The 26,171-nt window shown below is 74.2% G+C and carries 27 protein-coding genes and 2 pseudogenes; 17 read left to right on the top strand and 12 right to left on the bottom strand.

Annotation, left to right across the window (positions count from 1 at the left end; translation table 11 throughout):
- Positions 1-156: 156 nt before the first annotated feature.
- Complete coding sequence (locus tag ACFV1W_RS35580; RefSeq protein WP_380421406.1) at positions 157-1,509, top strand: MFS transporter; 1,353 nt, start codon at positions 157-159, stop codon at positions 1,507-1,509.
- Between the two features lie 67 nt (positions 1,510-1,576).
- Complete coding sequence (locus ACFV1W_RS35575; RefSeq protein WP_380421405.1) at positions 1,577-2,425, top strand: SAM-dependent methyltransferase; 849 nt, start codon at positions 1,577-1,579, stop codon at positions 2,423-2,425.
- A gap of 71 nt (positions 2,426-2,496) precedes the next feature.
- On the opposite strand, the gene ACFV1W_RS35570 is transcribed toward ACFV1W_RS35575, so the two are convergent.
- Complete coding sequence (locus tag ACFV1W_RS35570; RefSeq protein WP_380421404.1) at positions 2,497-3,690, bottom strand: CapA family protein; 1,194 nt, start codon at positions 3,688-3,690, stop codon at positions 2,497-2,499.
- A gap of 272 nt (positions 3,691-3,962) precedes the next feature.
- On the opposite strand from ACFV1W_RS35570, the gene ACFV1W_RS35565 reads away from it, so the two are divergent.
- The 8 genes and pseudogenes from ACFV1W_RS35565 (at position 3,963) to ACFV1W_RS35530 (ending at position 11,164) form a co-directional block, all read left to right on the top strand.
- Complete coding sequence (locus ACFV1W_RS35565) at positions 3,963-4,604, top strand: DUF4360 domain-containing protein (protein WP_380421403.1); 642 nt, start codon at positions 3,963-3,965, stop codon at positions 4,602-4,604.
- 167 nt (positions 4,605-4,771) lie between these two features.
- Positions 4,772-6,451, top strand: coding sequence for a purple acid phosphatase family protein (locus ACFV1W_RS35560; protein WP_380421402.1), 1,680 nt, complete (start codon positions 4,772-4,774; stop codon positions 6,449-6,451).
- 112 nt (positions 6,452-6,563) lie between these two features.
- A pseudogene (locus tag ACFV1W_RS35555) lies at positions 6,564-6,788 on the top strand (hypothetical protein); the annotation flags it as partial.
- Between the two features lie 430 nt (positions 6,789-7,218).
- A complete protein-coding gene (locus ACFV1W_RS35550; RefSeq protein WP_380421401.1) occupies positions 7,219-8,262 on the top strand; it encodes a beta-ketoacyl-ACP synthase III in 1,044 nt (347 codons plus the stop codon).
- 72 nt (positions 8,263-8,334) lie between these two features.
- Entirely contained in the window at positions 8,335-8,571 is a 237-nt protein-coding gene (locus ACFV1W_RS35545; protein WP_380421400.1) for an acyl carrier protein, read from the top strand.
- Positions 8,568-9,539: an alpha/beta fold hydrolase gene (locus ACFV1W_RS35540; RefSeq protein ID WP_380421399.1), complete on the top strand. Its 972-nt coding sequence runs from the start codon at positions 8,568-8,570 to the stop codon at positions 9,537-9,539. Before ACFV1W_RS35545 ends, ACFV1W_RS35540 begins: the two co-directional genes overlap by 4 nt.
- Positions 9,540-9,575: 36 nt before the next feature.
- Complete coding sequence (locus tag ACFV1W_RS35535) at positions 9,576-10,208, top strand: diguanylate cyclase (protein ID WP_380421398.1); 633 nt, start codon at positions 9,576-9,578, stop codon at positions 10,206-10,208.
- 104 nt (positions 10,209-10,312) lie between these two features.
- Complete coding sequence (locus ACFV1W_RS35530) at positions 10,313-11,164, top strand: DUF1906 domain-containing protein (RefSeq protein WP_380421397.1); 852 nt, start codon at positions 10,313-10,315, stop codon at positions 11,162-11,164.
- 19 nt (positions 11,165-11,183) lie between these two features.
- Here the strand turns inward: ACFV1W_RS35530 and ACFV1W_RS35525 are convergent, their stop codons facing one another.
- From ACFV1W_RS35525 to ACFV1W_RS35485, 9 genes are all read right to left on the bottom strand, one after another.
- A complete protein-coding gene (locus ACFV1W_RS35525) occupies positions 11,184-11,507 on the bottom strand; it encodes a hypothetical protein (RefSeq protein WP_380421396.1) in 324 nt (107 codons plus the stop codon).
- Between the two features lie 77 nt (positions 11,508-11,584).
- On the bottom strand, positions 11,585-13,693 hold the full coding sequence (locus ACFV1W_RS35520; protein WP_380421395.1) for a xanthine dehydrogenase family protein molybdopterin-binding subunit: 2,109 nt from the start codon (positions 13,691-13,693) through the stop codon (positions 11,585-11,587).
- A complete protein-coding gene (locus ACFV1W_RS35515; RefSeq protein ID WP_380421394.1) occupies positions 13,690-14,694 on the bottom strand; it encodes an FAD binding domain-containing protein in 1,005 nt (334 codons plus the stop codon). Before ACFV1W_RS35515 ends, ACFV1W_RS35520 begins: the two co-directional genes overlap by 4 nt.
- Positions 14,691-15,263, bottom strand: coding sequence for a (2Fe-2S)-binding protein (locus tag ACFV1W_RS35510; protein WP_380421393.1), 573 nt, complete (start codon positions 15,261-15,263; stop codon positions 14,691-14,693). The genes ACFV1W_RS35515 and ACFV1W_RS35510 overlap by 4 nt, the downstream gene beginning before the upstream one ends.
- Positions 15,264-15,396: 133 nt before the next feature.
- On the bottom strand, positions 15,397-16,863 hold the full coding sequence (locus tag ACFV1W_RS35505; protein WP_380421392.1) for a cytochrome P450: 1,467 nt from the start codon (positions 16,861-16,863) through the stop codon (positions 15,397-15,399).
- Positions 16,864-16,940: 77 nt separating this feature from the next.
- Positions 16,941-17,558, bottom strand: a complete 618-nt coding sequence (locus ACFV1W_RS35500; RefSeq protein WP_380421391.1) for an ATP/GTP-binding protein — start codon at positions 17,556-17,558, stop codon at positions 16,941-16,943.
- On the bottom strand, positions 17,539-17,898 hold the full coding sequence (locus tag ACFV1W_RS35495; protein WP_030550528.1) for a DUF742 domain-containing protein: 360 nt from the start codon (positions 17,896-17,898) through the stop codon (positions 17,539-17,541). Before ACFV1W_RS35495 ends, ACFV1W_RS35500 begins: the two co-directional genes overlap by 20 nt.
- A gap of 63 nt (positions 17,899-17,961) precedes the next feature.
- Positions 17,962-18,348, bottom strand: a complete 387-nt coding sequence (locus ACFV1W_RS35490; RefSeq protein ID WP_197698027.1) for a roadblock/LC7 domain-containing protein — start codon at positions 18,346-18,348, stop codon at positions 17,962-17,964.
- A gap of 17 nt (positions 18,349-18,365) precedes the next feature.
- Positions 18,366-20,072 (bottom strand): ATP-binding protein, encoded by a 1,707-nt coding sequence (locus tag ACFV1W_RS35485; RefSeq protein ID WP_380421390.1) that lies wholly within the window; start codon positions 20,070-20,072, stop codon positions 18,366-18,368.
- Positions 20,073-20,524: 452 nt separating this feature from the next.
- Here ACFV1W_RS35485 and ACFV1W_RS35480 point away from each other — a divergent pair, with 452 nt between their 5' ends.
- The 5 genes from ACFV1W_RS35480 to ACFV1W_RS35460 all read left to right on the top strand — a co-directional run bounded on the left by ACFV1W_RS35480 (position 20,525) and on the right by ACFV1W_RS35460 (position 23,309).
- Complete coding sequence (locus ACFV1W_RS35480) at positions 20,525-21,460, top strand: class I SAM-dependent methyltransferase (RefSeq protein WP_380421389.1); 936 nt, start codon at positions 20,525-20,527, stop codon at positions 21,458-21,460.
- Positions 21,444-21,992 (top strand): GNAT family N-acetyltransferase, encoded by a 549-nt coding sequence (locus tag ACFV1W_RS35475; protein ID WP_380421388.1) that lies wholly within the window; start codon positions 21,444-21,446, stop codon positions 21,990-21,992. The genes ACFV1W_RS35480 and ACFV1W_RS35475 overlap by 17 nt, the downstream gene beginning before the upstream one ends.
- 268 nt (positions 21,993-22,260) lie before the next feature.
- A complete protein-coding gene (locus tag ACFV1W_RS35470; RefSeq protein WP_380421387.1) occupies positions 22,261-22,533 on the top strand; it encodes a hypothetical protein in 273 nt (90 codons plus the stop codon).
- Between the two features lie 24 nt (positions 22,534-22,557).
- The gene (locus ACFV1W_RS35465; protein ID WP_380421386.1) at positions 22,558-22,845 is read left to right on the top strand and encodes a hypothetical protein; all 288 of its coding nucleotides are present in this window, start codon (positions 22,558-22,560) and stop codon (positions 22,843-22,845) included.
- Positions 22,842-23,309, top strand: coding sequence for a hypothetical protein (locus ACFV1W_RS35460; protein WP_380421385.1), 468 nt, complete (start codon positions 22,842-22,844; stop codon positions 23,307-23,309). Before ACFV1W_RS35465 ends, ACFV1W_RS35460 begins: the two co-directional genes overlap by 4 nt.
- A 6-nt stretch (positions 23,310-23,315) precedes the next feature.
- On the opposite strand, the pseudogene ACFV1W_RS35455 reads toward ACFV1W_RS35460, so the two are convergent.
- A pseudogene (locus tag ACFV1W_RS35455) lies at positions 23,316-23,645 on the bottom strand (amino acid ABC transporter substrate-binding protein); the annotation flags it as partial.
- 29 nt (positions 23,646-23,674) lie between these two features.
- Here ACFV1W_RS35455 and ACFV1W_RS35450 point away from each other — a divergent pair.
- Entirely contained in the window at positions 23,675-23,824 is a 150-nt protein-coding gene (locus ACFV1W_RS35450; RefSeq protein WP_380421384.1) for a hypothetical protein, read from the top strand.
- Between the two features lie 159 nt (positions 23,825-23,983).
- Complete coding sequence (locus ACFV1W_RS35445) at positions 23,984-24,799, top strand: DUF4389 domain-containing protein (protein WP_380421383.1); 816 nt, start codon at positions 23,984-23,986, stop codon at positions 24,797-24,799.
- A 213-nt stretch (positions 24,800-25,012) separates the two neighbouring features.
- Here ACFV1W_RS35445 and ACFV1W_RS35440 read toward each other — a convergent pair whose 3' ends face one another.
- The gene (locus ACFV1W_RS35440; protein ID WP_380421382.1) at positions 25,013-26,020 is read right to left on the bottom strand and encodes an NADP-dependent oxidoreductase; all 1,008 of its coding nucleotides are present in this window, start codon (positions 26,018-26,020) and stop codon (positions 25,013-25,015) included.
- Positions 26,021-26,171 lie beyond the last annotated feature (151 nt).

Here is a 26,171-nt window from a genome sequence, read left to right as displayed (position 1 = left end):
CCGGGCGGGGGCCCGCCCGCCCCCCGCGGCGCGCGGGGGCGGGGGGGGGGGGCCCCCGGCCCGCCGCATCCCCCCGCCCGCGCCCCCCCCCGCGCGCCGGCCCCGGGGCCACCGCCACCGATTCCGCCGCAGGTAGAACGGTGCCATGCTGAGGCCATGACAGATCACATCGAGACCGCCCCGGCCCGTGACGGGGTGCAGGACGGGGGCCGACGGCGGGAGTTGGCGGCGGCGACGGTGGGGTCGGTGGTCGAGTCCTTCGACTGGAACATCTACGCCGTGCTCGCGCCCTACTTCGCCGCCGACCTGTTCGGCCACGGCAAGGGCGGGGTGAGCGGTGTGCTCGCCGCGTACGCCACCTTCGCGGTCGGCTTCGTGGCCCGGCCGGTCGGTTCGTACCTGATAGGCCGGCTCAGCGACGCCCGGGGGCGGCGCTTCGCGCTCAGCCTCGGCATGGCGGTGATCGCCGTCGCCGGCCTGGGCCTGGCCGCGCTGCCGGGGCAGCGGACCATCGGCGTCTGGGCGGCGGTGCTGGCCGTCGTGGTCCGGGTGGTGCAGGGCCTCGCCTTCGGCGGGGAGGCGCCGAGCGTCGCCGCGTACGTGACGGAGACGGCCCCGCCCCGGCACCGCTTCGCGTTCAGCTCGGTCTCCTACGGCGGGATCATCGTCGGTTCGCTGCTCTCCTTCGGGGTGCTCACCCTGCTGATCCACACCATCGGCAAGTCCGGCCTGGAGAACGGCGGTTGGCGCTGGGGCTTCCTGGTCGCCGCGCTGCTCGGACTGGGCGCGGTGTGGGTGCGCCGGGCCGCGCCGGAGAGCGCGGAGTTCCACCGCGCCCGGGCCCGGGTACGGCCGGGCGGGCGTCCGTCCTTCCTGCGCACGGTCCGCGACCACCGCTGGGCGGTGCTCACCGTCTTCCTCAACACTCTGGGCGGCACGGTCGGTTACTACTTCGCCCTCACGTACCTGCCGCAGTACGCCGCCGCCTACCACGTCATCGACAAGGAGCGGGCGGCCTCCTTCATGACGGTGGTGCTGGCGATCGTCCTGGCCACCATGCTGCTCACCGGCGCCGCCGCGGACCGCTTCGGCCTGCTGCCGGTCGCCCGGATCGGCTTCGCGCTGCCGATCCCGCTGGTCTGGATCCTGCTGGCCGGCCTGCGCGGGGGCTGGCTGCCGTTCCAGCCGGTGGCCGTGCTGCTGGGGATGATGGTCGCGACGGTTCTCGGCACGCTCAACGTCTTCACCGGGCTGCTCTTCCCGACCGAGGTGCGGGCGGTCGGTCTCGGCGTGGTCAACGCGGCCACCATCGCCGCGTTCGGCGGCACCTTCCCGCTGCTCGCCGAGTGGCTGGACCACCACAACGGCTTCGGAGTGATCCCGGTCTACGTCACGATCTGCACCGCCGGACCGGCGCTGGGCCTGCTGACGGCCGCACGGGTGCCCTCGTTCACCGCCGCCCTCCGGGAGGCGGAAGCGGACATTCAGCGGACACCGGGAACCGCCTGACGGACGCTCACGTCCTGTGGTTGAGTGTGGTCCGGACCGGACGCCGGACGGGGAGGGCGAGGCGACAGTGGACAGCAACGAGCCGGAGAGCTGGCTGATCGAGGCCGAATTCGAGCAGCCGCCGCAGGTGGACCTGCGGACCGACCGGGCGCACTCCGCGCGGGTCTACGACTACCTGCTCGGCGGCAAGACCAACTTCCCGGCGGACCGCGAGGTCGGCGACCGGGTGCTCGCCGACCTGCCCGCCGCCCGGGCCGGGGCCGCGGCCGCCCGGGCCGTGATGCACCGGATGGCCCGCCGACTGGCCGAGCAGCACGGCATCCGCCAGTTCCTGGACGTCGGCACCGGCATCCCCACCGCGCCGAACCTGCACGAGATCGTCCAGGCCGTCGACCCGGCCTGCCGGGTGGTGTACGTGGACAACGACCCGATCGTGCTGGCCCATTCGCGCGCGCTGCTCAACAGCACGCCCGAGGGCCGCACCGCCTACGTCGAGGGCGACCTGCGCGATCCGGCGAAGTTCCTGGCCGATCCGGCGGTGGCCGCCACCCTGGACCTGACCCGGCCGGTCGCGCTGACGCTGATCAACATCGTGCACTTCCTGTCCGACGAGGCCGCGCACCCGCCCGTCCGCAAGCTGCTGGACGCGCTGCCCTCCGGCAGCTTCCTGGCCCTGACCGCGGGCACCGCGGACAACGCGCCGGACCAGGTCTCGGCCGGCGCGCGCCGCTACGCGGAGGCCGGGATCGAGGTGCACGCCCGCTCGCACGCCGAGGTGGAACGTTTCTTCTCCGGGCTGGAGCTGGACGACCCGGGCGTGGTCCTGATCGACCGCTGGCACCCGGAGTCGGGCGGGGCCTCGGGCGTGGCCGCGAGCGAGGTCTCGGTGTACGGCGGCATGGGCCGCAAGCCGTAGGGCGTGCCTGACGATCCCGGCGGGCCCTCTCGCCGCAGCCCTGGCGGCCCTGGCAGCCCTCGCCGCCGTCGTCACGGCTGGGATGGCGCCATGCTCAGCCCCGCCGAACCGGCGCCGCGGCTGAGCACCACGGTGCGGATGTGTTCCAGCGCGCGGGCCCAGTCGGCGCGGCCGGGCTCGCGGCGGACGGCCTCGCGCAGGTCGAGCACCCGGTAGGGCGGCCCGAGGTCGGTGATCTGCGGGACGAACTCGGCCCTGCTCACCGTCCACCGCTGCCCGGGACCGGCCGGCGGGCTGACGGTGAAGCGGGCGATCGAGCTCCAGTTGCCGCGCGGGTCCTCCGCGCCGTCGTAGGTGAACATGTGTCCGGCGAGCTGGTCGCCGAGGCCGTACACCGTCCAGGTGTCGCCGATCTTCTCGTAGGCCTGCGGGATGTGGGCGTGGGTGCCGAGGATCAGGTCGACGTCGGGCCGGCCCGGGCCCTGCCCCGCCGCGGACAACTCCTTGGCCAGGGTGAGCTGTTGCTCGTTCGGAGCGTCCTGCCACTCGGTGCCCCAGTGGACGCTGACCACCACCAGGTCCGCGCCGTTCGCCCGGGCGGCGCGGGCGTCGGCGAGGATCCGGTCCCGGTCGATCAGGTTGACGGCCCAGGGCTCGTCCTTGGGCGGTGCGATGCCGTTGGTGCCGTAGGTGTAGGCGAGTTGGGCCACCGTCGCACCGCCCGCCCGCAGCAGCGCGGGCCGCCCGGCCTCCGCGGCGGTGCGGGCGGAGCCGGTGTGGGCGAGGCCGACGGCGTCCATCGCGTCCAGGGTGCGGCGGATGCCGGCCGGTCCGTCGTCCAGGGTGTGGTTGGAGGCGGTGTCGCAGGAGGCGTACCCGGCGTCCTTGAGCGCCTTGGCGACCTGCGGCGGGGACTTGAACGCCGGGTACCCGGTGTACGGCCCGCCGTCGGCGCCGTAGACGGTCTCCATGTGGCAGATCGCCAGGTCGGCCGCGCTGATCAGCGGTCTGACCCCGGCCAGCATGGGGCCGAAGTCGTAGCCGGAGCCGCCGGCGTCCTCCTTGGCCTGCTGGATGATCTCGGTGTGCGGCAGCACGTCGCCGGTGGCGAGCAGGGTGAACGCCCGTGGCCCGGTCCGGGTCGGCGTCGGCGAGGTGCTGCCCGGGGCGGCGGCCCGCCCGGACGGGTGCGGGGCGTCGCAGGCCGCGAGGGCGAGCAGCAGGGCGAGGGCCGTGACGGCGGTCCGGTGGCGGGTGAGGGACATGGTCGGCTCGTCTCACGATCGGAAGGTGTGACCAACCCTCCGACTATGCGGGCGCCCGCTTCGCAGGCCGTCGGCCCCACGCCCGCAGGTCACCCGGGGGGCCCTGGGCCCCGGGAAGAGTGACCATGTGTGACCCCTTGTACACGGTCCACGGGATGTGCTGACATATCCACGTCAATTCCGGCGGGGGGCCGCGCGTGAAGCGCCCGGCCCGTGCCGCGCCGTCGCGCCGCGCCGCCCCTGCCTCCGTGGACGATCGAAGGGGATACTCCATGCTGCTCCGCACGCTGGCCGCCGCGGCCGCCGTCTCCGCCGCGGTGGTCGGCTCACCGACCTTCGGTGGCGACTCGCTGCCCACCCCGCCGGACCGGATCGTCATCGACGTCGCGACCGTCAACGGCTCGGGCTGTCCGGCGGGTTCGGCCGCGGTGGCCGTGTCACCGGACAACACCGCCTTCACCGTGACGTACAGCAGCTACCTCGCTCAGGTGGGAGTGGGCTCCAAGCCGACCGACTTCCGGAAGAACTGCCAGCTCGACCTGCGGGTGCACGTCCCCCAGGGCTTCACCTACGCCATCGCCTCCGCCGACTACCGCGGCTTCGCCCACCTGGAGAACGGGGCGAGCGGCATCGAGCGGGCCAACTACTACTTCCAGGGGGACTCCGGGACGACCTACCGGAGCCACCGCTTCGACGGTCCGACGAACGACAGCTGGCAGGCGACCGACAGCGTCGACGTCGCCGCCCTGGTCTGGGCCCCCTGCGGCGAGGAGCGCAACTTCAACATCAACACCGAACTGCGCGTCTCCGCCGGCACGTCGGACCCGGCCCGCACCACCAGCTTCATGACCATGGACTCGACCGACGGCAACATCAACACCGTCTACCACCTCGCCTGGAAGCAGTGCCCCTGATCCCCCGGTGCGTCTGGCCCCGGCGGTGCCCCGGCCGCCGGGGCCGCGGCGCGTCCGGAGGTGAACGGCCGTCAGAAAAACGGTCGCCTTTGCATGCTCATGTCGTTACAGTGCTGCGGGTCCCGCCCCCTATCCATGCGAACGGCCCACTCGGCAGACGGAGCGCCATGACCATCGCACGCAGGTCCATCCTCAAGGGCACCTCGGCGGCCGGAGCTGCCCTGGCCGTCGGCGGCGCGGGCGCCCAGCCGGCCTCGGCCTCCGACGGGCCGACCGACGGGCAGGCCGGTGCACCGGCCGACGGACCGTCGGCCGAAAGCCCCGACGGCCCCGCCGGCCCGCTGCTCCAGACCCGCCCGCACCGGATCGGCGCCCCCAGCATCAGCGGCCTGCATCTGCAGTTCGGCACCGACCCCGCCACCGAGATGACCGTCTCCTGGATCACCCCGCAGTCCGTCCGCCGCCCGCAGGTCCGGCTCGGCTCGCCCGACGGCGGCCTCGGCAAGGTCGTCCAGGCCGAGACCCGCACCTATCGTGACGCCCTGGGCAAGGACGAGGTGTACGTCCACCACGCCAAGCTCACCGGCCTGCGCCCGGGCGCCACCTACCTGTACACCGCCGGACACGACGGCGCGGGCCCCGAGACCGGCAGCTTCACCACCGCCCCGCGCGGCCGCACCCCCTTCACCTTCACCAGCTTCGGCGACCAGGCGACCCCCAACCTCCGCCGCCATCTGGCCTTCCCCGACGGCATGCCCTCACCGCTCGGCAAGTACCCGGTGTACACGAGCAACCAGATCGGCTCCCCGTACGCCGCCGACATCGTCGCCGCCGTCGAACGCGTCGGCCCGCTGTTCAACCTGGTGAACGGCGACCTCTGCTACGCCTCCTACAGCGGCCGGCACGGCGGGAGCCGCACCGCCACCTGGGCGGACTGGTTCATCAACAACAGCCGCTCGGCCCGGCTGCGCCCCTGGATGCCCTGCGCCGGGAACCACGAGAACGAGGGCGGCAACGGCCCGATCGGCGCCGAGGGCTACCAGGCCTACTTCGCCCTCCCCGCCTCCACCGCCGACCGCGACCGGGAGACCCGGGGCATGTGGTACGCGTTCACGGTCGGCTCGGTGCGCTTCATCAGCCTCGCCAACGACGACGTCGCCATCCAGAACTCCGGCGAGACCTATCTGCGCGGCTACTCCGGTGGTGCCCAACAACGATGGTTGGAGAGGGAGTTGCGCACGGCCCGGAGCAACCGGGCGATCGACTGGATCGTGGTCTGCATGCACCACCCGATGATCTCCAGCTCCAAGCACGGCTCCGGCAGCGACCTCGGCGTCCGCGAGGCCTGGGGGCCGCTGTTCGACGCGTACGGGGTCGACCTCGTGGTCAGCGGCCACGAGCACTACTACGAGCGCTCCCACCCCGTCCGCGGCACCCTGCCCAACGACACCCGCACCCCGGTGCCCACCGGCACCGACCCCAGGATCGCCGACACCGGCCGCGGCACCGTCCACATGGTCATCGGCGCGGGCGGCAACGCCGCCACCACCCAGGACGACCTGTTCGAACGCCCCCAGGGCCGGGTGGTCATCGGCCTGGAGGACAAGCCCGCCCCCGGCGCCCCCTATCGGGAGTCGATCTGGCTCACCGAGGACGCCCCCTGGGCCGCCTACCAGGACCGCACCAACACCCACGGTTTCGCCGCCTTCGAGGTCGACCCCGGCGACCGACGCGACGGCACCACGACCATGCGCGTCACCTACTACACCTTCGACGGCCCCCACGCCGACCTCACTCCGGTCGACACCTTCACCCTCCACCGCCCCCGCACCGACGGCCCCGAATGACGCGGCCCCCGCCGGGGATCGCCGCCGCGGCCCCGGGTAGGCGCACCCGTGCGCCCGGTGCGCCGGCCGTCGGGGTCGGCGCCCGCGGGCGCGCGGAAGGAGCGTCCTGATCATGAGCGAGGAGACCGGTCACGTCACCGGCACCAAGGACAAGGACTACAACCTGCTCTGGTACGTCGAGGCCTGCCTGAGCAACGCGCTGCGGATGGAGGCCTATTTGAAGGACGCCGAACGGGAGGGCGACGAGGAGCTCGCGGAGCTGTTCCGCAAGGCGCAGGCCGACAGCCGCAAGGGCGCCGAGCTGGGCAAGCGGCTGCTCGCCGACCGCCTGTCCGGCGCCGGGACCGGCAGCACGGGCTCCGGCACCACGGACACGGACACCACCGCCCCGGGCACCGGAACGGGCAGCGGTGAGGGCACCGCCACGGTCCCCGGCGAAACCGGCGCCACCGGTGGCTCCCCGGCGCCCGCCGGTGACCCGGGGGCCCTGCGGCAGGACCCGGGCACGCCCTAGGGGCGGCCTCCGAACTCCCGTCGTGCCCCCGAAGGCGGGAGTTCGAGGACGGGTGTTAGCACAGGGCCGGGCCCGGTGCACCCGACGCACCGGGCCCGATCCGCCGTTCGGGGGGCAACGGCCCCTTCCCGGTGTGGCTCCGGGAGCGGCGTCAGGAGCGCTCCTCTATGAATTGACCGGCGGGTCCGGCCGGTGCGGCAGCGCCGCGGACGCCGCCTTTCCGATGCGCGCGGGTCCGACCGAGGGAGTTCCTGTGACCGACACCCCCTGTGCCACGGACCGCGGCCGAGGCGCCGCTGCCGTCCTGACCGGCCTGGGGGCGTGGCTGCCGCCGCGCCGCGTTCCCAACAGCGAGGTGTGCACCCGCATCGACAGCTCGGACGAGTGGATCCGCGAGCGCATCGGCATCGCCGAGCGCCGGTTCGCGGAACCGCACATCGCCACCGGGGACATGGCGGTGGAGGCCGGGGCGCGGGCGATGGCCTCCGCCGCGGTCGACAGTGCGGACACGCTGGTCCTGGCCTCGAACACCCCGGACCGTCCGTGCCCCGCCACGGCGCCGTGGGTCGCCCACCGGCTGGGCCTGCCCGCGGTGGCCGCCTTCGACGTCATGGCGGGCTGCTCCGGTTTCGTGTACGCCTGCACCGTCGCCGCCGGCCTGATCGCCTCGGGCGCGGCGCGCCGGGTGCTGGTGATCGGTGCCGAGACGATGACCTCCATGGTCAACCCGCTCGACCGGGCCACCGCCCCGATCTTCGGCGACGGTGCCGGAGCCGTCGTCCTCGAAGCTGGCCCGCCGCACGCCGAGGGCGCCCTCGGGCCGGTGGTGTGGGGAAGCGACGGCTCCCTCTCCGACGCCATCGCCGTTCCCGCGGGCGGTGCGCGCGGGCGCCACCGGCGGAACCGGACGGCACCCCAGGACTACTTCGTGCACATGAGCGGCAACGAGGTCTTCCGGCACGCGGTGCGCAGGATGACGGCGGCCGCACGGGAGGCGGCCACCGAGGCCGGCTGGGCGGTCCGCGACGTCGACCGGCTGATCGCCCACCAGGCGAACCACCGCATCACCGCCACGGTCGCCGACATGCTGGAGATCCCCGCGGCGCGCGTCCCGTCGAACATCGAGGAGGTCGGCAACACCGCGGCCGCCTCCGTGCCGCTGCTGCTGGCCCACGCCGCCGACCAGGGGGAGCTGAAGCCCGGCCACAGGGTGCTGCTGGTCGCCTTCGGCAGCGGCCTGGCCTGGGCGGCCACCACGCTGGTGTGGCCGGCCGGCCTCAGCCCCCGGCTGTCCTGACCACCCCGCCCGTCCACGCCCGTCGGCCGCCGCGTTCCGGGCCGGCCGTCCCACCACCGGAGGGAACCGCGCATGACGTTCGACCAAGTCAAGGAGATCCTGACGAACAGGTGCGGCCTGCCCTCCGCGCCCGTCACCCCCGACGCCCCCCTCGCCAGCGCGGGCGTCGACTCCATGGCCCTGGTGGTGCTGTCCATCCACCTGGAGGACCGCTTCGGCGTGGAGATCAGCGAGGACCAGCTGTCCGCCGCGACCTGCGTGGACGACATGGCCAAACTCATCGGCCGGTACACGGCGAGCCGTCGATGACCCACCCGTCCCCGTCCCACCCCGCCGGGGACACCGCGACCCCGGCCGAGGAACTCCACGACCTGCGCTGGCGGGGGATGAAGTACGTCTGCCGGGTCGTGCACACGGATCCGGGCGCCGGGCACTGGCGCAGACCGCACCCGGTGACCGAACCCCTCCTGCTGCTCGGCGGCGCACTCCAGGACATGTACGCCTGGCGCCGCCTGGAGCGGCGCATCGCCCCGCACACCCCGGTGATCCTGGCCGACCTGCCCGGCACGGGAACTGCGGACGACCTCCCCGAGGAGGAGGGGTTCGACACCCTGGCCGGCGCGGCCCTGCACCTGCTGGACGCCCTCGGCCTGGCCCGCGTCAACGTGCTGGGCGCCTCCTACGGAGCGCCGATCGCCTACCGGATGGCCCAGCGCCGCCCGGACCGGGTCAGCCGGCTGCTGCTCTCCGGCGCCACCCACCGGGTGACCGGCACCATGCGGGCGTTCCTGCGCGAGGCCGTCAGCCACATCGAGGGCACCGCTCCCGGGCCCGGCGAGTCCCTGGACGACGCCTGCCCGGGGAACGGCCCGTACGCCGACCGCCTGGTGCGCTACCTCGTCAACACCGAGGAGGACCAGCGCGTCCAGCAGTCGGCGGCGGTGCAGCGGCTGCTGCGCAAGCAGGCACTGCGCACCACGTGGCGGCAGGCGCGGCGGCATGCGGCCTGCCACCGCCGCGTCCTGGACCCGGCCCTCCTTCCGCAGGGCGGCGTCACCGGCGTCCCCGCACTGGTGTTCACCGGGGAGCACGACATCACCACCTCCCCGCGGCAGAACCGGGACGTCGCCCGCACCATCACCGGCTCCACCCTGGTGCTGCTCAAGGAGGCCGACCACATGGCCCATCTGGAACGCGACGCCGAGTACGCCCACCTCGTGCTCCGGTTCCTGCACGACGAACCGCTCGACGACCTGGACTTCGCCTACACCGCCTGACCACGCCAGAGCCCCACCCGACGAGAGAGCGAACCCATGTCCGGGACACCCACCCGCCCGTGGCGACAGTGGCGCGCCGCAACGGAACTGACCACCGGCCCGTCCGACGACGTGGAGAACGCCAGTCGGCGCTTCCTCCTGTACGGAGTGCTGCCCCTGTGGTTCGCGCCGGCCGTCGGCGACTGGGTCATGCACCGCCGCTCGCACATCGAGGACACCAGCGGACTGCGGGAATCCCTCGTGCACGCGCTGATGATGGCCGAGGCAGGCACGCCCGTCGTACTCGGCCTGGTCGCCGAGATCAACCCCCTGGTCCTCGCCACCATGGGCGCCGCCGCCCTCGCCCACGGAGCCACCGCCCTGTGGGACGTCACGATCGCCACCGGCCGACGCGACGTCACCCCGCTCGAACAGCACATCCACAGCTTCCTGGAAGTGCTCCCGCTGACCGCCGTCGCCTTCACCGCCTGCCTGCACTGGGACCAGGTCCGCTCGCTCGCCCGCGGCGGCGGCACCCGCAGGGCCTGGCGCCTCAACCCCAAGCCCCACCCCCTGCCCGCCCGCTACCTGACCGGTTTCGCGGCCGCCACCGCGGCGCTCGTGGCCCTGCCCTACGGGGAGGAACTGCTGCGCTGCGCCCTCGCCGCGCGCCGCCGGGCCGCGGCCTGACGGCGCCCGCGGACCGGCCTCCCTTGTCGTGATTCCGGGTGAACCGGCCGGCGCGCCGGTACGGCGAGCCGTGAACTCCCGGTGCGGACGGCTAGGACGGGGGAATGCGTCCTCTCTCCCTGGCCGCGCTCCTCGCGGCACCGCTCGTCCTGTTCCCCGCCACCGCCCCCGCGCAGGCGTCCCCGGTCCTCCCTTCCGGGCCCTTCGCCGCCGTACCGCTCGACGGTTCCACGGAACCGCTGCCCGAGTACCGCTACACCGGCGCCGGGTTCGACGCCTGCTCGGCCCCGCCGGCCGAGGACCTGTACGTCTGGCGCACCGCCTCGCCGTACGGCGCGGTGAACATCTACAGCAGCGGCAGCCAGCGCGCCTGCCGGCAGACCCGACTGACCCCGGAGTGGGTCGCCACCGTCCGGGCGATGGGCTGGAAGCTGGTGCCCACCCACGTCGGCCTCCAGGCGCCCTGTGCCGAGCGCCCGGACAAGCCGTTGCGGATCGACCCGGACCGGGCCGAGGAGCAGGGCGGACAGGAGGCGGGAGAGGCCGCGGCCGCGCTGGGGGAACTGGGACTGGGGCCGGGCAGCCCGGTGTACCTCGACATGGAGGCGTATCCGGTCGGCGACGCGGTCTGCAGCCAGGCGGTGGTCGACTTCACCGTCGGCTGGACCAAGGCCCTGCAGGCGGCCGGCTACCGGTCCGGCTTCTACTCCAGCACCGACTCCGGCATCGCGGACCTCGTCGCCGCCGCCCGGGCCGGCCGGGCCCCGCTGCCCGACGCGATCTGGTACGCCCGCTGGGACGGGCGCCCGACGACCACCGGGCCGCCCGGGCTGCCCGACGACCTCTGGGCCGGCCACCGCATCCACCAGCACCGGGGCAGCGCCGACGAGACGTACGGCGGGGTGACTCTCAGCGTCGACCCCGACGCGCTGGACGGACTGGTGGCCGGCCCCTGAGGCGCGACGCGTCGGGGTCCTAGTCGGTGTCCTCCGCGGCTGCGGCTGCGGCTGCGGCGTCGGCGTCGGCGTCGGGCGGGGCGGGCCGCTCGGCGTCGCGGCACGCCCCGCAGGCGTGCCAGTACGGCCAGGGCCGGCCGTCGATGGTGGTCCGGTTCGGTGCGAGCGTCATGTCGGAGGTTTCCCGGCCGCACAGGGTGAGGGGGCCGCAGACCCCGGAGGCGTCCGCGGGGGCGGCGTGCGCGAGGCGCACCGGGTCCTCCGGTTCGGCCGGCTCCTGGTCGGTGCCGAGGAGCCGGACATTGGTCGGAGTGTCGGGTTCGAGCACGGTGACGGTGTCCATCTCCTCAACCTCGCCGCAGAAGCCGGATGCCGCACGCGCACAGTGCCATCCGGACCAGTCGGCGGACGGAGGCCGGGTCAGCGACCGGGCCGGTCCTCCAGCGCGGGCAGGAGCTTGTCCAGGGTGATCGGCAGGTTGCGCACGCGCACGCCGCAGGCGTGCCACACCGCGTTCGACACCGCGGCGGCCGTGCCGACGATCCCGATCTCCCCGATGCCCTTGGACCCGATGGCGTTGACGCGGGGGTCGTGCTCGGCGAGCCAGTAGGCCTCGATCTCGCCCACGTCCGCGTTGGCCGTGATGTGGTACTCGGCGAGGTCGTGGTTGACGACGTGACCGGTGCGCGGGTCCAGCACGCTCTGCTCGTGCAGGGCCATGGACAACCCCATGGTCATCCCGCCGATGAACTGCGAGCGCGCCGTGCGCGGGTTGATGATCCGGCCCGCGGCGAACACGCCCAGCAGGCGCGGCACCCGCACCTCGCCGGTGTCCAGATGGACGTGCGCCTCGGCGAACTGCGCCCCGAAGGCGTGCATGGCGTGGCGTTCGTCGGCCGGCCCGACGCTGCCGGACGCCTCGGCCCCGTCCGGCGGCTCGCCGCCGTACCCGGCGCGGAAGGCGCCCGCCGCCTCGACGACGGCCGAGCCCCAGGTCGTCATGCCCGAGGAGCCCCCGGCCACCGACGCCACCGGGTAGTCGGTGTCGCCGATGCGCACGTCCACGAGGGCCACCGTCACGCCGAGCGCGTCCGCGGCGATCTGTGCCAGGGTGGTCCAGGTGCCGGTGCCGAGGTCGGCCGCGCCGATCTCGACGACGTAGCGCTCCCCCTCCCGCCGGATCGTCGCCGTCGACTTCGGCATGCGGCTGACCGGGTAGGTCGAGGCGGCGACGCCCGTGCCGACCAGCCAGTCGCCGCGGCGGCGCACCCCCGGCCGCGGATCGCGCTCCGACCAGCCGAACCGCACGGCTCCCTCCCGCAGGCAGCCGACCAGGTTGCGGCTGGAGAAGGGCTTGCCCGAGCCGGGTTCGACGGCGGGCTCGTTGCGGATCCGCAGTTCGACCGGGTCCAGGCCCAGGCGCTCGGCCAGCTCGTCCATGGCCACCTCGGGGCCGAACATGCCCGGGCACTCACCGGGGGCGCGCATCCAGGACGGCACGGGGACGTCCAGGGCGGCGAGGCGGTGGGTGGTCCGCCGGTTCGGCGAGGCGTACATCATGCGCGCGGGGACACCGCTCTGCTCCGCGAACTCCTTGATGCGCGAAGTGAGTTCGACGACGTCGACGGCCAGGGCGGTGATCGTGCCGTCCCGGTCGGCACCGAGGCGGCAGCGCTGGATGGTCGGGGTGCGGTAGCCGACCAGCGAGAACATCTGCTGCCGGGTCAGGGCCAGCCGCACGGGCCGGCCGGGGAGCGCCCGTGCGGCCATGGCCGCCAGGACCACGTTGACGTGCGGCTGCCCCTTGGACCCGAAGCCCCCGCCGACGTACGGGCAGACGACCCGCACCCGCGCCTCGTCGAGGCCGAACACCGAGGCCAGGACGGACCGCGTCGGGTGCACGCCCTGGGTGGAGTCCCACAGGGTGAGGAAGCCCTCGCCCGCAGGGTCCCAGAGCGCCGCCGTGGCGTGCGGCTCCATCGGGTTGTTGTGGTACATCGCGGTCGTGTACGTCTCCTCGACGCTCACCGCCGCGGCCGCCATCGCGGCGTCGACGTCGCCCTCGGAGGTGTCGGTGGGGAAGTCCGGGTTCACCTTCGCGGGCGCGTACAGGTCCTCGCGGTCGGCCCGCAGCTCGGTGTCGTGCGGCTCCTGCGCGTACTCGACCCGCACCAGCGCGGCGGCGTGCCGCGCCACCTCGGAGCTGTCGGCGACGACGAGCGCCACGACCTGGCCCCGGAAGGCGACCTCGTCGCCCTGCAGGACGGCCAGCTCCTCGTCCTCGGTGGAGGCCAGCCGCTCCGCCGTGCCGGGGGTCAGCACCGCGACCACGCCGTCGAGTGCCTCGGCGGCGGCGGTGTCCAGGGCCGTGACGCGCCCCCGGGCGATCGTGGCCTGCACGGCGTGCAGGTAGGCGGCGTTCGCCAACGGCGTCTCGTAGGCGTAGGTGGCGGTGCCCAGGACCTTGACGGCCCCGTCCCGGCGGGGCAGGTCGCGGCCGACGGCTTCGGGTTCGCTCGGGAAGGTCATCGGGGGTCCTCTCCTGCCAGGTCGCGCAGGGTCGCGGTCAGGGTGCGGCGCAGCAGCGGGATCTTGAAGGCGTTGCCGCCGTCCAGCCCCTCGGCCGGGCGGGCGTCGGCGAGCTCCGCGTCCGCCGCGCTCCGGTAGCTCCGGTCCGACGCGGTGGCGCCGCGCAGCGCCTGCTCGGCCCGGCGGGCGCGCCACGGCGCGTGCGCGACGCCGCCGAACGCGATGCGCGCGTCCGTGATCACGCCGTCCTCGACCTCGACCGCCGCGGCCACGCTGACCAGGGCGAACGCGTACGAGGCCCGGTCGCGCACCTTGCGGTAGGCCGACCGGCGGGCGATCGGCCGGGCCGGAAGGTCGATCGCGGTGATCAGCTCGCCGTGGTCGAGCACCGTGTCGCGTTCGGGAGCGTCGCCGGGCAGCCGGTGCAGGTCGACGAAGGGGATCGTGCGCTCCCCGGCCGGGCCCAGTGTCCGCACCGTCGCGTCGAGCGCGGCCATCGCCACGGCCATGTCGGACGGATGGACCGCGCTGCAGTGCTCGGACGCGCCGAGGATCGCGTGGTGACGGGTCCAGCCTCCGAGGGCGGAGCAGCCCGAGCCCGGCTCCCGCTTGTTGCACGGGGTGGTGACGTCCTGGAAGTAGACGCAGCGGGTCCGTTGCAGCGGATTGCCCCCGGCGGTGGCCATGTTGCGCAGCTGCCCCGACGCGCCCGACAGCAGCGCCTGGGACAGCACCGGGAAGCGCTCGCGCACCCGCGGGTCGGCGGCGAGCTCGCTGTTGCTGACCGCCGCGCCGATCCGGAGGGCGCCGTCGCCGAGCTCCTCGATCCCGGCGGGCAGCAGGCCGGCGAGGCCGACGACCAGGCCGGGTTCGACGACGCCGAGCTTGAGGTGGTCCACCAGGTTCGTACCGCCGCCGAGGAACACCGCGTCCGGATTCCCGGCGACGCTGCGCACGGCCTCCGCGGCGTCCGCGGGGCGGAGGTAGTCGAAGGGCTTCACCCGGCCGCCTCCTGGCCGGCCGCCCGCCCGCCGGGGAAGGCCCCGGCCGCCTGGAGCACCGCGCTCACGATGTTGACGTAGGCGGCGCAGCGGCACAGGTTGCCGCTCATCCGCTCGGCCACCTCGGCGCGGTCCGGTCGTGGCGTTCCCGGGCCCGTGGTGACGGCGCTGGGCCAGCCCATCGCCAACTCGTCCAGCGCTCCGACCGCCGAGACCACCTGCCCGGGGGTGCAGTAGCCGCACTGGAGCGCGTCGCAGTCGATGAAGGCCTGCTGCACCGGATGCAGGTCGCCCTCGATCCGCTGGCCGCCGGCAGCGGCCACACCGGGGGCGAGCCCTTCGGCGGTGACCACCTCGGCGCCGTCCTGGGTGACGGCGAGCGTGAGGCAGGCCAGTACGCGCCGCCCGCCGGACAGCACGGTGCACGCGCCGCACTGACCGTGATCGCAGCCCTTCTTGGGGCTCGTGATCCCGAGCCGTTCTCGCAAGGCGTCGAGCAGGGTCGTGCGCGTGTCGACGGTCAGTCGACGCGCGTTTCCGTCGACCCGAACGGTGATTTCCCTCTGCATCGCAGGAGGGTCCCCGGCCACGGCCGCGCCCACACGGCGCGCGCCACGGCGTCACACCGGCGGCGGCAGGGCCGTGGGCCGGTGAGGAGGGCAGGCGGGGGCCTGTTCCGGCCCCCGCCCGCCCGGAGCGGGGTCAGCGCCGGAACAGACCGGTCAGCACGTCCCACCAGTTGCGCCGCTGCGCCGGGACGGTGGCCGCGGGCCGGTCCGAGGCCGGCCGCTGGGCGGCCTCCAGCACCCGGGCGGCGAGTTCGCGCTCCTCGGCGGCCCGGGCCTCGGCCGCCCGCTCGGCCTCCGCGACCGACTCCGGGTCGGGCTCGATCTCGTGGGCGGTGAACTCCACCGGCAGCGCGGTGAGGTGGCGGGAGATCCAGGCCGAACTCCAGGTCAACTCCTCCTCGGGAACGGCGAGCCGAAGGTCCGGCAGCAGGGTGAGCAGTATGTCGATCCCGGCCTCGGCGACGTGCCGGCCGATGTCCTGCCCGGGGCACTCGTGCGGTCCGGCGCCGAAGGACAGGTGCGAGCGGTTGCCGTACAGCGGGGTGGTGAGGTCGGGCCGGACCACCGGGTCCACGTTGCCCGCGGCGAGGCCGAGGAGCAGAAGGTCCCCGGCCCGGATCTGCTGGCCGCCGAGCTCGGTGTCGGCGGTGGCCCAGCGGCCGGCGACCAGGGACATCGGCGGGGAGTCCCAGAGCACCTGGTCCAGCGCCTCGCCCAGGGTCATCTGGCCGCCGGACAGGTGGGCGCGGAAGCGCGGGTCGGTGAGCACCATCTTCAGCGAGTCGGCGATCAGGTTGACGGTCGTCTCGTTGGCGGCCAGCAGCACCACCCGCAGGTGTTCCATCACCTCGTCGTCGGTCAGCCCGGCCGGGTGGGCGAGCAGCCGGCTGGTGAGGTCGTCGCCGGGGCTGTCGTGCTTGATCGCGATGGTCCGGCGCAGGCTCGCCACCACGTACTCGTTGCTGGCGATCGCCGTCTCGGTGCCCTTCATCAGGTCCCTTGCGGCGTCCACGAGTTGGGGCCCGTACTCGTCCGGCATGCCGAGCAGCTTGGTCATCACCAGCATCGGCAGGTGCTCGGCGAACTGGGTGATCAGCTCGGCCCGGCCGGTCGGGCCGACCACCTGGACCAGGTCGGTGGTGAAGCGGCGGACGTGGCGGCGGATGCCGCGCCGGTCGAAGCCGTTCAGGCCGTCCAGCAGGGCGGTGCGCAGGCGGCGGTGCTCCTCGCCGTCGGCGAACACGCAGATCGGCTGCCAGGCGACCACCGGCAGCAGCGGGGAGTCGGGCGGGATCTCGTCGTTGCGGAAGGCGTTCCACAGCCGCGAGTCCCGGGAGAACAGCGAGGGGGTGCGCATCGCGGTGGTGTTGGCGCCGTGGCCGAGGACCAGCCAGGCCCGGTGGTCGCCGTGCAGCAGCACCGGGGCGACGTCGCCGTACTCGGCGCGCAGCTTCTCGTACAGGCCCGCCGGGTCGGCCTCGGCCTCCGGGCCGTACAGCCGGCGCAGGCCGCCGGGGCCGACCGGTTCGACGGCGCGCCCGTGGGCGGGGCAGCCGGGCGGCGGGACGGGGGCGGCGTCGTCGGGGAACGGGGTGGTCACTGGGTCTCCGGTCGCGTGGTTCGGGCGGGGTACGGCAGGGGGTCAGGGCCTGTCCGGCATGGTCCGCCGGACAGGCCCTAGCCGGCGGAGGGCGCGGCCAGTTCGTACAGGTAGCGCATGAGCGTCATCAGGGTGTCCCGGCTGGACACGCGGCTGCGCGCGTCGCAGGCGACGATCGGCACCTCGGGCGGCAGGTCGAGCGCCTGGCGCAGCTCGTCGAGGGGGTAACTCGGCGCCTCGGGGAAGCCGTTGACGGCGACCACGAAGGGCACGCCGCGGTCCTCCAGCCGTCCGATCACCTCGAAGCTGACCTCCAGCCGACGGGTGTCCACCAGCACGACGGCGCCGAGCGCGCCCTCGAAGAGGCCGTTCCAGAGGAACCAGAACCGCTCCTGGCCGGGGGTGCCGAAGACGTACAGCACGAGCTTGTCGCTGATGCTGATCCGGCCGAAGTCCATGGCCACCGTGGTGGAGGTCTTGCGCTCGACCCCGGTCGGGTCGTCGACGCCGACCCCGGCCTGGGTCATGGTCTCCTCGGTGGTCAGCGGGCGGATCTCGCTGACGGCGCCGACCAGGGTGGTCTTGCCGGCGCCGAAACCGCCGACGACCACCACCTTGACCGCCGTGGTGACGCTGTCGGGCAGCAGGTCCGCGCTCGCCGGTCCGACGGCCGTGTCAGAGCCGCTGAAGTCCATGGATCACCGCCTCCAACAGGGCACGGTCGGGGAGCTCCGCCGCGGGCACGGCGGCGCGGGCCTCGATCCGCCCGTCGTCGAGCAGGTCCGCCAGCAGGACGGTGACCACGCTCGTGGGCAGTTCGAGGTAGGCGGAGACCTCCGCCACCGAGAGCGGTGAGCGGCACAGCCGCAGGATCGCGGCGTGCTCGGGCTGCATGGCGGGGGTCGGTTCCGCGAGGGAGACGATCAGGGTGACCAGGTCGAAGACGCCCGGCCCGGAGGGGCCGCTGCGGCCGCGGGTGATCACGTACAGGCGGTCGGGCTCGGGGCCGTCCCAGCCGCCCTGGTCGGCGGTCACGTCACCGCCTCACTGTGCTCGGTCATGTGCCCGCCCGGGCGCCTGGGGCCGTGGAGAGGGGCTTCACGCGACCACCTCCGGATTGCGCGGCGGGGCGGACAGGTGCTCGCCGATCCTGTCCACCAGGTCGCGCATCTGGTGGCTGACCAGTCCGGCGTCCACGCCCTCGTCGGCGAGCACCGCGAGGTAGGCACGGTCCCCGGCCGACATCAGGTAGAAGTAGCCGCCGTCCACCTCGATCACGACCAGCTTCATCGCGCCGTTGCCGTGCGGGAACTCGTGCCCGACCGCGGCGGCCAGGCTCTGGAGTCCGGCGCAGGCGGCGGCCAGTCGGTCGGCGGTGTCCGGGTCGGCGCCGTACTGGGCGATCCGCAGGCCGTCGGCGGAGAGCACGATGACGTGGCGCACGTACGGGACGCTGTGTGCGAGGTCGTTGAGGATCCAGTCCATGTTGCTGCGGTGCGGAATCACTGCTCGCCTTTCCCTGCCGTCTCTTCACTGGTCTGTCCGGCGCTGTTCGGTGCGGTGCTGCTGGTTCCGGTGGTGGCGGTGCTTCCCGTGGCCTCGCTGCCGGCGCCGGTGCCCTTGTAGCCCTCCATGAACGCCTCCAGCCACAGGCCGGGCTGCTTCTTGGGCCGGGTCGCCGGGGCGGCCGGCCCCGCCCCGGGCCCGGCGGTCGGGCCGCTGGGCTGGGCGGTGCCGCGGGCGGGCGCGGAGAAGACGGCCCGGCCGGTCGGCCGGCTGCGGCGGCGCTGCGGCAGGCCGTTGGCGGTGCGCTCGGTGACGACCACCTCGTCGTCCCCGGCGCCCGGGCCGGACGGGCCCCACGGGTTGGTCGAGCCGAAGGACGGCCCGACGCCGGCGGACCGCCCCAGCCCGGCGGTCTGCCCGGGGCCGCCGGACGGCCCGGCGCCGGACGGGGTGGTCCGGGCGCCCCAGGGCCGGGCGGGGGCCGCGGGCCGGGGCGGGTTGGCCGGGAGCGGCCGTGGGCCGGAGAAGGCGCCGATGCCGTGCGCCCGCCCGGTCGGGGGAGCGGTGGTCAGCAGTTCCTGCGGCACCACCAGCACCGCGCGCACGCCGCCGTAGGCGGACCGGCGCAGCGAGACCTGGAAGCCGTACGCCTGGCAGAGCCGGCCGAGGATCGCGAAGCCCAGCCGGGGGGATTCGGTGAGGTCGTCGAAGTCCTTGGAGACCATGGCCTCGCGCATCGAGCGCTCGGCCCGGGCGCGGGCCTCGTCGGTGAGTCCGAGGCCGCCGTCCTCGACCTCGATCGCTATCCCGCTCTGCACCTCGGAGGCGCTGAGGTGGACGTGGGTGTGCGGCGGGGAGTAACGGGTCGCGTTGTCGAGCAGCTCGGCCACCGCGTGGATCAGGGGCTCGACGGCCGGGCCGGTGACCGAGATCTGCGCCACCGGGTGCAGGTCGACCCGCTGGTACTCCAGGATCCGGGACATCCCGCCGCGCAGCACGCTGTAGAGGGCGATCGGGCGGGTCCACTGGCGGCCGGGCCGGGCGCCCGAGAGGACGGCGATGGAGTCGGCGAGGCGGCCGACCAGGGCGTTGCCGTGGTCCAGGCGCAGCAGGTCGTCGAAGACCGCCGGGTCGTTGCCGTGCCGGTCCTCCATCTCCCGCAGGTCCTTGGCCTGGCGGTGGATGATCGCCTGGACCCGGCGGGCCAGGTTGACGAAGGCGCGCTCGGCGGAGTCGCGCCGGCTGACCTCGTCGTCGACGGCCTGGGCGATGCCGCGCACCACCAGCTCCAGCGAGTGGCGGAACTTCCGTGACAGCAGCGGGTTCGGGCGCTGGAAGGGCTGGAGCAGCACGTCGATGGAGGAGCCGTACCGGGCGCCGCCGACCAGCCGGCGCAGTTCGCCGGTGGCCATCCGCTCGATCTCGTCCTCCTGCGCGGCCAGCTTGCGCTGCAACTCGTCGACCCGCCGCGAGTGCTCGTCGCGCAGTTCGGCGAGGGCCCGGCCACGGCGGGCGGATTCGGCGGCCACCACGGCGACCAGTACGGTGGCCGTCGCGCCGCACCACAGCAGTTGGGCCCGGGCTCCGGCCGACACCACCACCGCGGCGACCCCGACCGCAGCCGCCATCACGGCCGTGGGCAGCAGCCAGCCGAGCAGGGGCGCGGGGCGCCGTCTGGCGGGTGACGATCCAGCTCGAAGCATTCGGCATCCTCAAACGATCGGAACAGAACGGGGACGGGCGGCGACCGGCTCCGGAGGCGTGGTGCTGCAGCATAGCCAAGTTCAGGACAATCCTGATCGAGACTCAAAAATACTGTCCTTCAACCGACTTGTGGCAACTTGCCGCACATGCCGGACATCTCGCACACCAGTCCCGGTCCGGGTCGGCGACGCCCGGCCACCAAGGCTTCCCGCCCGGCCGCGCCCGCACGGGGAACCCGGCCCGGATTCGCTCATGCGAAGGGTTTCCAGTCCAAGTCCCCACGAGCAGAGGCGAGTTCGTGCTAGGCGTCACGCCGGGAGCCGGTTCGTCACTCCTGCAGGCGACGGCACGGGGCGCGGTGCGGGCGCGGCCCGGCCTGATGCAACATGTGTTGCTCAGCAAGGCAACGACTGTTGACGGGTAGCGCGCCCCGTCCCTACAGTGCGGGGCCATGGACATGAACGATCTCGGACCGCGGGTGGCGGCGGACGTAGCCGGTGGGGGCGGGCTGGACGGCCTGCAGCGGCTCTCGGGGGTGATCGAGGCGCTGGAGGAGCGGCGCACCGACCTGGTGGAGGAACTGCGGCGCGGGCGCGAGGCGACCTGGGAGGAGATCGGCCGGGCCTGCGGGATGACCAGGCAGGGCGCGACCAGGCGCTGGTCCGGGCGGCTGCAGGCCCGCTCCTTCGGCCTCGCCGCCGCCTCCTACCAGCACGGCCGGCCCGGCTACCCCCAGGCGCTGATCGGCTCGGCGGTGCCCCGCGAGGCCCGCCGGGTGCTCGATCTGGGCGCGGGAACGGGCAAGTTGACCGCTCTGCTGGTCGAGGCCGGCCTGGACGTGGTCGCGGTGGAGCCCGACGGGGGCATGCGCGACCGGCTCGCCGCCGCCGTGCCGAAGGCGGCGGTGCGGGCCGGCTCGGCCGAGCGCATCCCGCTGCCCGACGCCGGCGTGGACGCGGTGGTGGTCGCCCAGGCCTGGCACTGGTTCGACCAGGCGACGGCCGTACCGGAGATCGCCCGGGTGCTCGCCCCCGGCGGGACCCTCGCCCTGGTGTGGAACGTCCGGGACGAGACCGAGCCCTGGGCCGCCGCCCTCGGCGCGCTGATGCACCGCTCGGCCCGTCAGCAGATCGACACCGCACCCGTCCTGCCGGCTCCGTTCGGCCCGCCCGAGCGGCTGGAGATCCGCTGGGAGCACTCCACCACCCCGGCCGGGATCGTCGACCTGGTCGCCTCCCGCAGCTACGTCATCGCCCTGCCCGAGGCCGAGCGCGCCCGGCTGCTGGCCGACGTCGAACACCTGCTCGCCACCCATCCCGGCGTGGCCGGCCGGGAGAAGATCGCCATGCCGTACGTGACCAGGTGCACCCGTGTCCGCCTCGGCTGAGCCCGCCGCGGTGGTCCGCCGCCTCGGCGTCGCGGACGCCGAACCGTACCGGGCCTTCCGGCTCGCCGCCCTGCGCGAGACGCCGACAGCCTTCACCTCCGGCTACGCGGAGGAGCGCGCCAAGCCGATGGCCGACACGCTCGCCCGCCTCGCCGAGATCGAACAGGGGCCGGGTGCCCTGCTCGGCGCGTTCAGCGGCGACGGCGCCCTGGTCGGCACCGCCGGGTTGCGGGTGCGGCAGCGAAGCCAGGAGCGGCACAAGGCCACACTGTGGGGCATGGCCGTGGCCCGCTCGGCGGGCGGCCGGGGGATCGGCGGTGCGCTGGTGGACCGGGTGCTCGCGGTGGCCGCCGAGGACGGGCGACTGCGGCAGGTGCTGCTCACCGTCTCCGAGGGCAACGAACCGGCCCTGCGCCTCTATGCCTCCCGTGGCTTCGAGGTCTGGGGCCGCGAGCCGCGGGCCGTTCTGGTGGACGGGCGGGCGGTCGCCAAGCTGCACATGGTGCGGCTGCTGCCCGAGCCGACGGGCTGACAATCGGGCCGCGCTGTCGCCCGACAGGTCGCAGAGCTCGACTCCGATTCGACCGAAGTGGCGGAGGACGCCCGGTAGTCGCCGATCGCCATGGGGCCCGAGGCGGTGGACGGGGTGATCGCGGCGACGCCTCGGACCCGGCAGGGCCACCGCGCTCCGGCGGCGGGGAGCGCGGAGGCGTTTCGATGCCCGGCGAGCCGGTTAGACGCGCGGAGCCGAGGGAGCAGGCGCTGCCGCGCGGCGCAAGGCCGACCCCGGAGGAGGAGGCATGACCGGCTCGCAGAGCGAGGAGGACCGGGGCGAGTCGACGGTCCAGCGCTTCGCGGCAGGGTCGTTCGCCTGGGTCTTCGCGGTGACGGCGGCGGTGCTGGGGGTGCTGGCCGGCGTCCTTCCCGTCGACGGGACGACGACGGGTTTCTGCGCGCTGGCGGCCCTCCTGTTCGCGCTGCTCGCGGCCGGAACGGTCGCGGAGCGGGTGGTCGTCCGGCGGCGGGCGGACCGCCGGCGCCACGGGGGAGGGCCGCCGGTGCGAGACTCGTAGGGGGACGTGACGAAGGACGGAACCATGAGCGGTGACATCGGGATCGAAGCACTGGGTGACCACGAGTACCTCGTGAGCTTCCCCACCGCCGGTGAGGCGGTCCTCTCGCGCTTCCAGGTCACCGAAGCGACCCTGGCGCACCTGAGCCGGGGCCGCGCCGACGAGCGGCGGATCGTCGTGGAGACCGCCGTCTACCTCTCCGAGCGCCAGCAGACGGCCGACCTCCCGCCGATGATCGACCTCGACGACGTCGCCGCCGCGTACGGTGACGACTACCTCGCGGAACTCGGGCGCCGTCTCGACTCCCCGTGACGGGCGACGGCGCGGCCGAGGGGCCGGTGGTGTGGGCGATGGCCGTGCGCGAGGCCGTGCAGGGCCCGCCGATCGCCGAGCTGATCGTGGAGGTCGGGGCGAACCTGCACGCCGACCTGGTCGAGGCGGCCGTCGACAGCGGCTTCACGGTCGCCGCCGGTGAGCCCCCGGCGACGACCGGCGTGATCGAGGTCGGCGACGGCCGGGTGGAGCGGCTGCTGCTGATCGGCGGCCGTCAGGGGTGGGAGCCGGGCACACGGGTCGAGGTGTCGGCGCGCTGGCTGGCGGCGGCTGAGGGGCGGGGCGAGGCGGTGGTGGTCGTCGTACCGCCACAGGACCGGCCGGCGGGGCCGGTCGACGCCGACCTCGGGGCGCGGGTCGACGCGTTCACCCGCTGGGTCGAGGAGCAGCGGGTGGTGGGCCGGGTGCTGCACGGGGCGGTGTCGGTGCGCGGCTGGGCGTGAACCGGCTCAGCCGCGGTGCAGGACCTGGAACCGGCCGGGCGCCGCGGGATCGTGGTCGACGACCTGAACGGGCGGGCAGGCCCACTGCCACACGCCGATGCCGGGGGCGAGGGAGAAGCGGATCGGCCCGCGCGTGCCCTCGACGCCGACGTGCGGCCAGGCCTCGGTGATGCGCTTGCGGTCCGTACCGGCGGTGCGCAGCACCTCGGCGAGGACGGTGACGGTGTCGTAGCCCTCGAAGGCGACGAGGACGGCGCCTTCGTCGACGGCCGCCGCGGGAGGTCTCGCTCTACGGGTCGGGGCTGCCCTTCGTCCACGACGCCAAGGGCGCACTGGTCACCTCGCTGATCGACGGGAGCGACCGGATGAGCGGCTCGCTGGCGCCCGGTCAGGAGGCCACCGGCGTGTCCGCGTACGCCCTGCCCAACGGTGCGGCGGACACCTTCTCCGTGGAGTTCGACTACGGCAGCGGGCTGGAGCGCAAGAACGTCATCTGGACCGGCGCCCCCAGCTGACCCGGCGTCCGGCGGGCGGGCCCCACCCGGCCCGGGCCGTCCGCGTTACCCGTCCGGCGCAGCGCGGCGCGCGGGGCGTGCGGAGTGCTGCGATCTTCGGAGGGCACCCGGCCGTGCCCGAACGCCGGGTCCCGTCGTCCCGAGACCGTGGAGGCCCGGATGTGGCAGGCTCCCCCCGCCCCCGTCAGCCGCGAGTGGCTTCCGGTACTGGACATGCCGGCGCCCGGCCCGCAGAACCGGTGGACGGTGCTGCTGCGCTTCCTGCTGCTGATCCCGCAGTTCGTGGTGGTGTGGGTGCTGTCGGTGGTGGCGTTCCTCGTCACCGTGATCGGCTGGTTCGGCGCGCTGGTGCTCGGCCGGCTGCCCGGCTTCGCGGCGGACTACCTCACCGCGTACCTCCCGTACGACACCCGGGTCGCCGCGTACCTGATGCTCACCGTGGACCGCTACCCGCCGTTCCGGTTCCGGGTTCCCGAGTACCCGGTGCAGGTCGAGCTGCGCCCCGGCGAGCTGAACCGGCTCGCCGTCCTGTTCCGCATCGTGCTGGTCATCCCGGCGTCGATCGTGCAGGGCCTGGTGTACGCGGGGTGGTGGCTGGTGTCGCTCGTCATCTGGCTGGTGGTGCTGCTCCTCGGCCGGATGCCGCAGGCGCTGTACGAGGCGACCACGGCGATCGTGCGCTACCGGATGCGCTACCTCGCCTACCTGGTGATGCTCACCCCGGCCTACCCCAAGCGGCTGTTCGGCGAGGAGCCGGGCAGCGAGCCCGAGCGGGTGTCGGCCACCCGGCCGCTGGTCCTGAGCGGCGCCGGGCGCGGCCTGGTCGTGCTGTTCCTGTTCCTCGGCGTGGTGTCCTGGGCGACCAGCTCCGTCACCGCCTCGGTGAACTCCGACGACAACGACGACGACTACGGTCCCAATCCGACCGAGCACGTCATGGCGCCGCTCGTCCCGGGCCCCGCCGATCGGGGCTGACGACGTTCCGCCGTACGGTACGTGACGGGGTCGCCGGGCGTGCTGTCGTTCACGGCGGAAGCCGACCGCCCGCCCGGACGGTGCGTCAATCCGGCTCTCCGGGTGCCGAGCCGGCTCGCCGGGGTGCCCGGCGGCCGCCCCGGGGCCGGCCGCCGGCCGGCGGCGCGCGCAGCGCCTCGGCTGCGCGGACGACGCCGTTCACGCCGCCGACGGTCACACCAGGCGCAGCACCAGCTTGCCGGTGTTCTCGCCGCGGAACAGCATCCCGAAGGTCTCCGGGAAATCGGCCACGGTGCCCTCGACCAGGTGCTCCATGACCTTGATCCGGCCCTCGCCGATCCAGCCCGCGATCTCGGCCGCCGCCTGGGCGTAGCGGCGGGCGTAGTCGAAGACCACGAAGCCCTCCATGCGTGCCCGCCGCACCAGCAGCGACAGGTAGTTGGACGGGCCCTGCACGGCGTCCTCGTTGTTGTACTGGCTGATCGCGCCGCAGACGACGATCCGGGCGTGCATCGCCAGCCTGGTCAGCGCGGCGTCCAGGATGGGGCCGCCGACGTTGTCGAAGTAGACGTCGATGCCGTCCGGGGCGTGGGTGCGCAGCGCCTTGCGGACGTCCTCGGACCGGTAGTCGATCGCCGCGTCGAAGCCGAGTTCCTCGGTCAGCAGGGCGCACTTCTGCGGCCCGCCGGCGATGCCGACCACCCGGCAGCCCTTCACCTTGGCGATCTGCCCGACCATCGTGCCGACCGCCCCGGCGGCGCCGGAGACCACCACGGTCTCGCCCTCCTTGAGCGCGCCGACCTCCAGCAGCCCGAAGTAGGCCGTCATCCCGGGCACCCCGAGCGCCCCGACGTAGGTGGACAGCGGCGCCAGCGCGGGGTCGGCCTTCAGCGCTCCCTTGCCGTCGGACACCGCGTAGTCCTGGACCCCGAAGGCCCCCACCACGTGGTCGCCGACCTGGAACTCCGGGTGGTTGGACGCCACCACCTCGACCACCGAACCGGCCCGCATCACCTCGCCCAGCCCCACCGGCGGGAGGTACGACGGACGGTCGTCCAGCCAGCCGCGCATCGCCGGGTCCAGCGAGAGGTATCGGGTCCGCCCCAGGAACTCCCCGTCCCCGGGCACTCCGACGGGCTCCTCGCCGTACGCCCAGTCCTCCGGCCGCACCTCGCCGACCGGTCGACGGGCGAGGCGGATCTGGCGGTTGACGTCGGTCATGGCATCTCCTGTTGGGGTGTACTCGGTGTCCGTACGGGCAGGTGCCGATTCTAAGCAAGCGCTTATTCATCTGACCAGAGAACGGCCGGATCCAGCCGGTGGCGCCGACCGCCCGGCCCGGCCCGCCGTCCCGGGCCGGGCGGTACCGCCG

The sequence above is a fragment of the Kitasatospora sp. NPDC059648 genome (genome assembly GCF_042734825.1).
In the GTDB taxonomy this organism is placed as follows: domain Bacteria; phylum Actinomycetota; class Actinomycetes; order Streptomycetales; family Streptomycetaceae; genus Kitasatospora.
The sequence above is the reverse complement of the archived record's forward strand: the minus strand, read 5'-3'. Positions and strand labels throughout refer to the sequence as shown.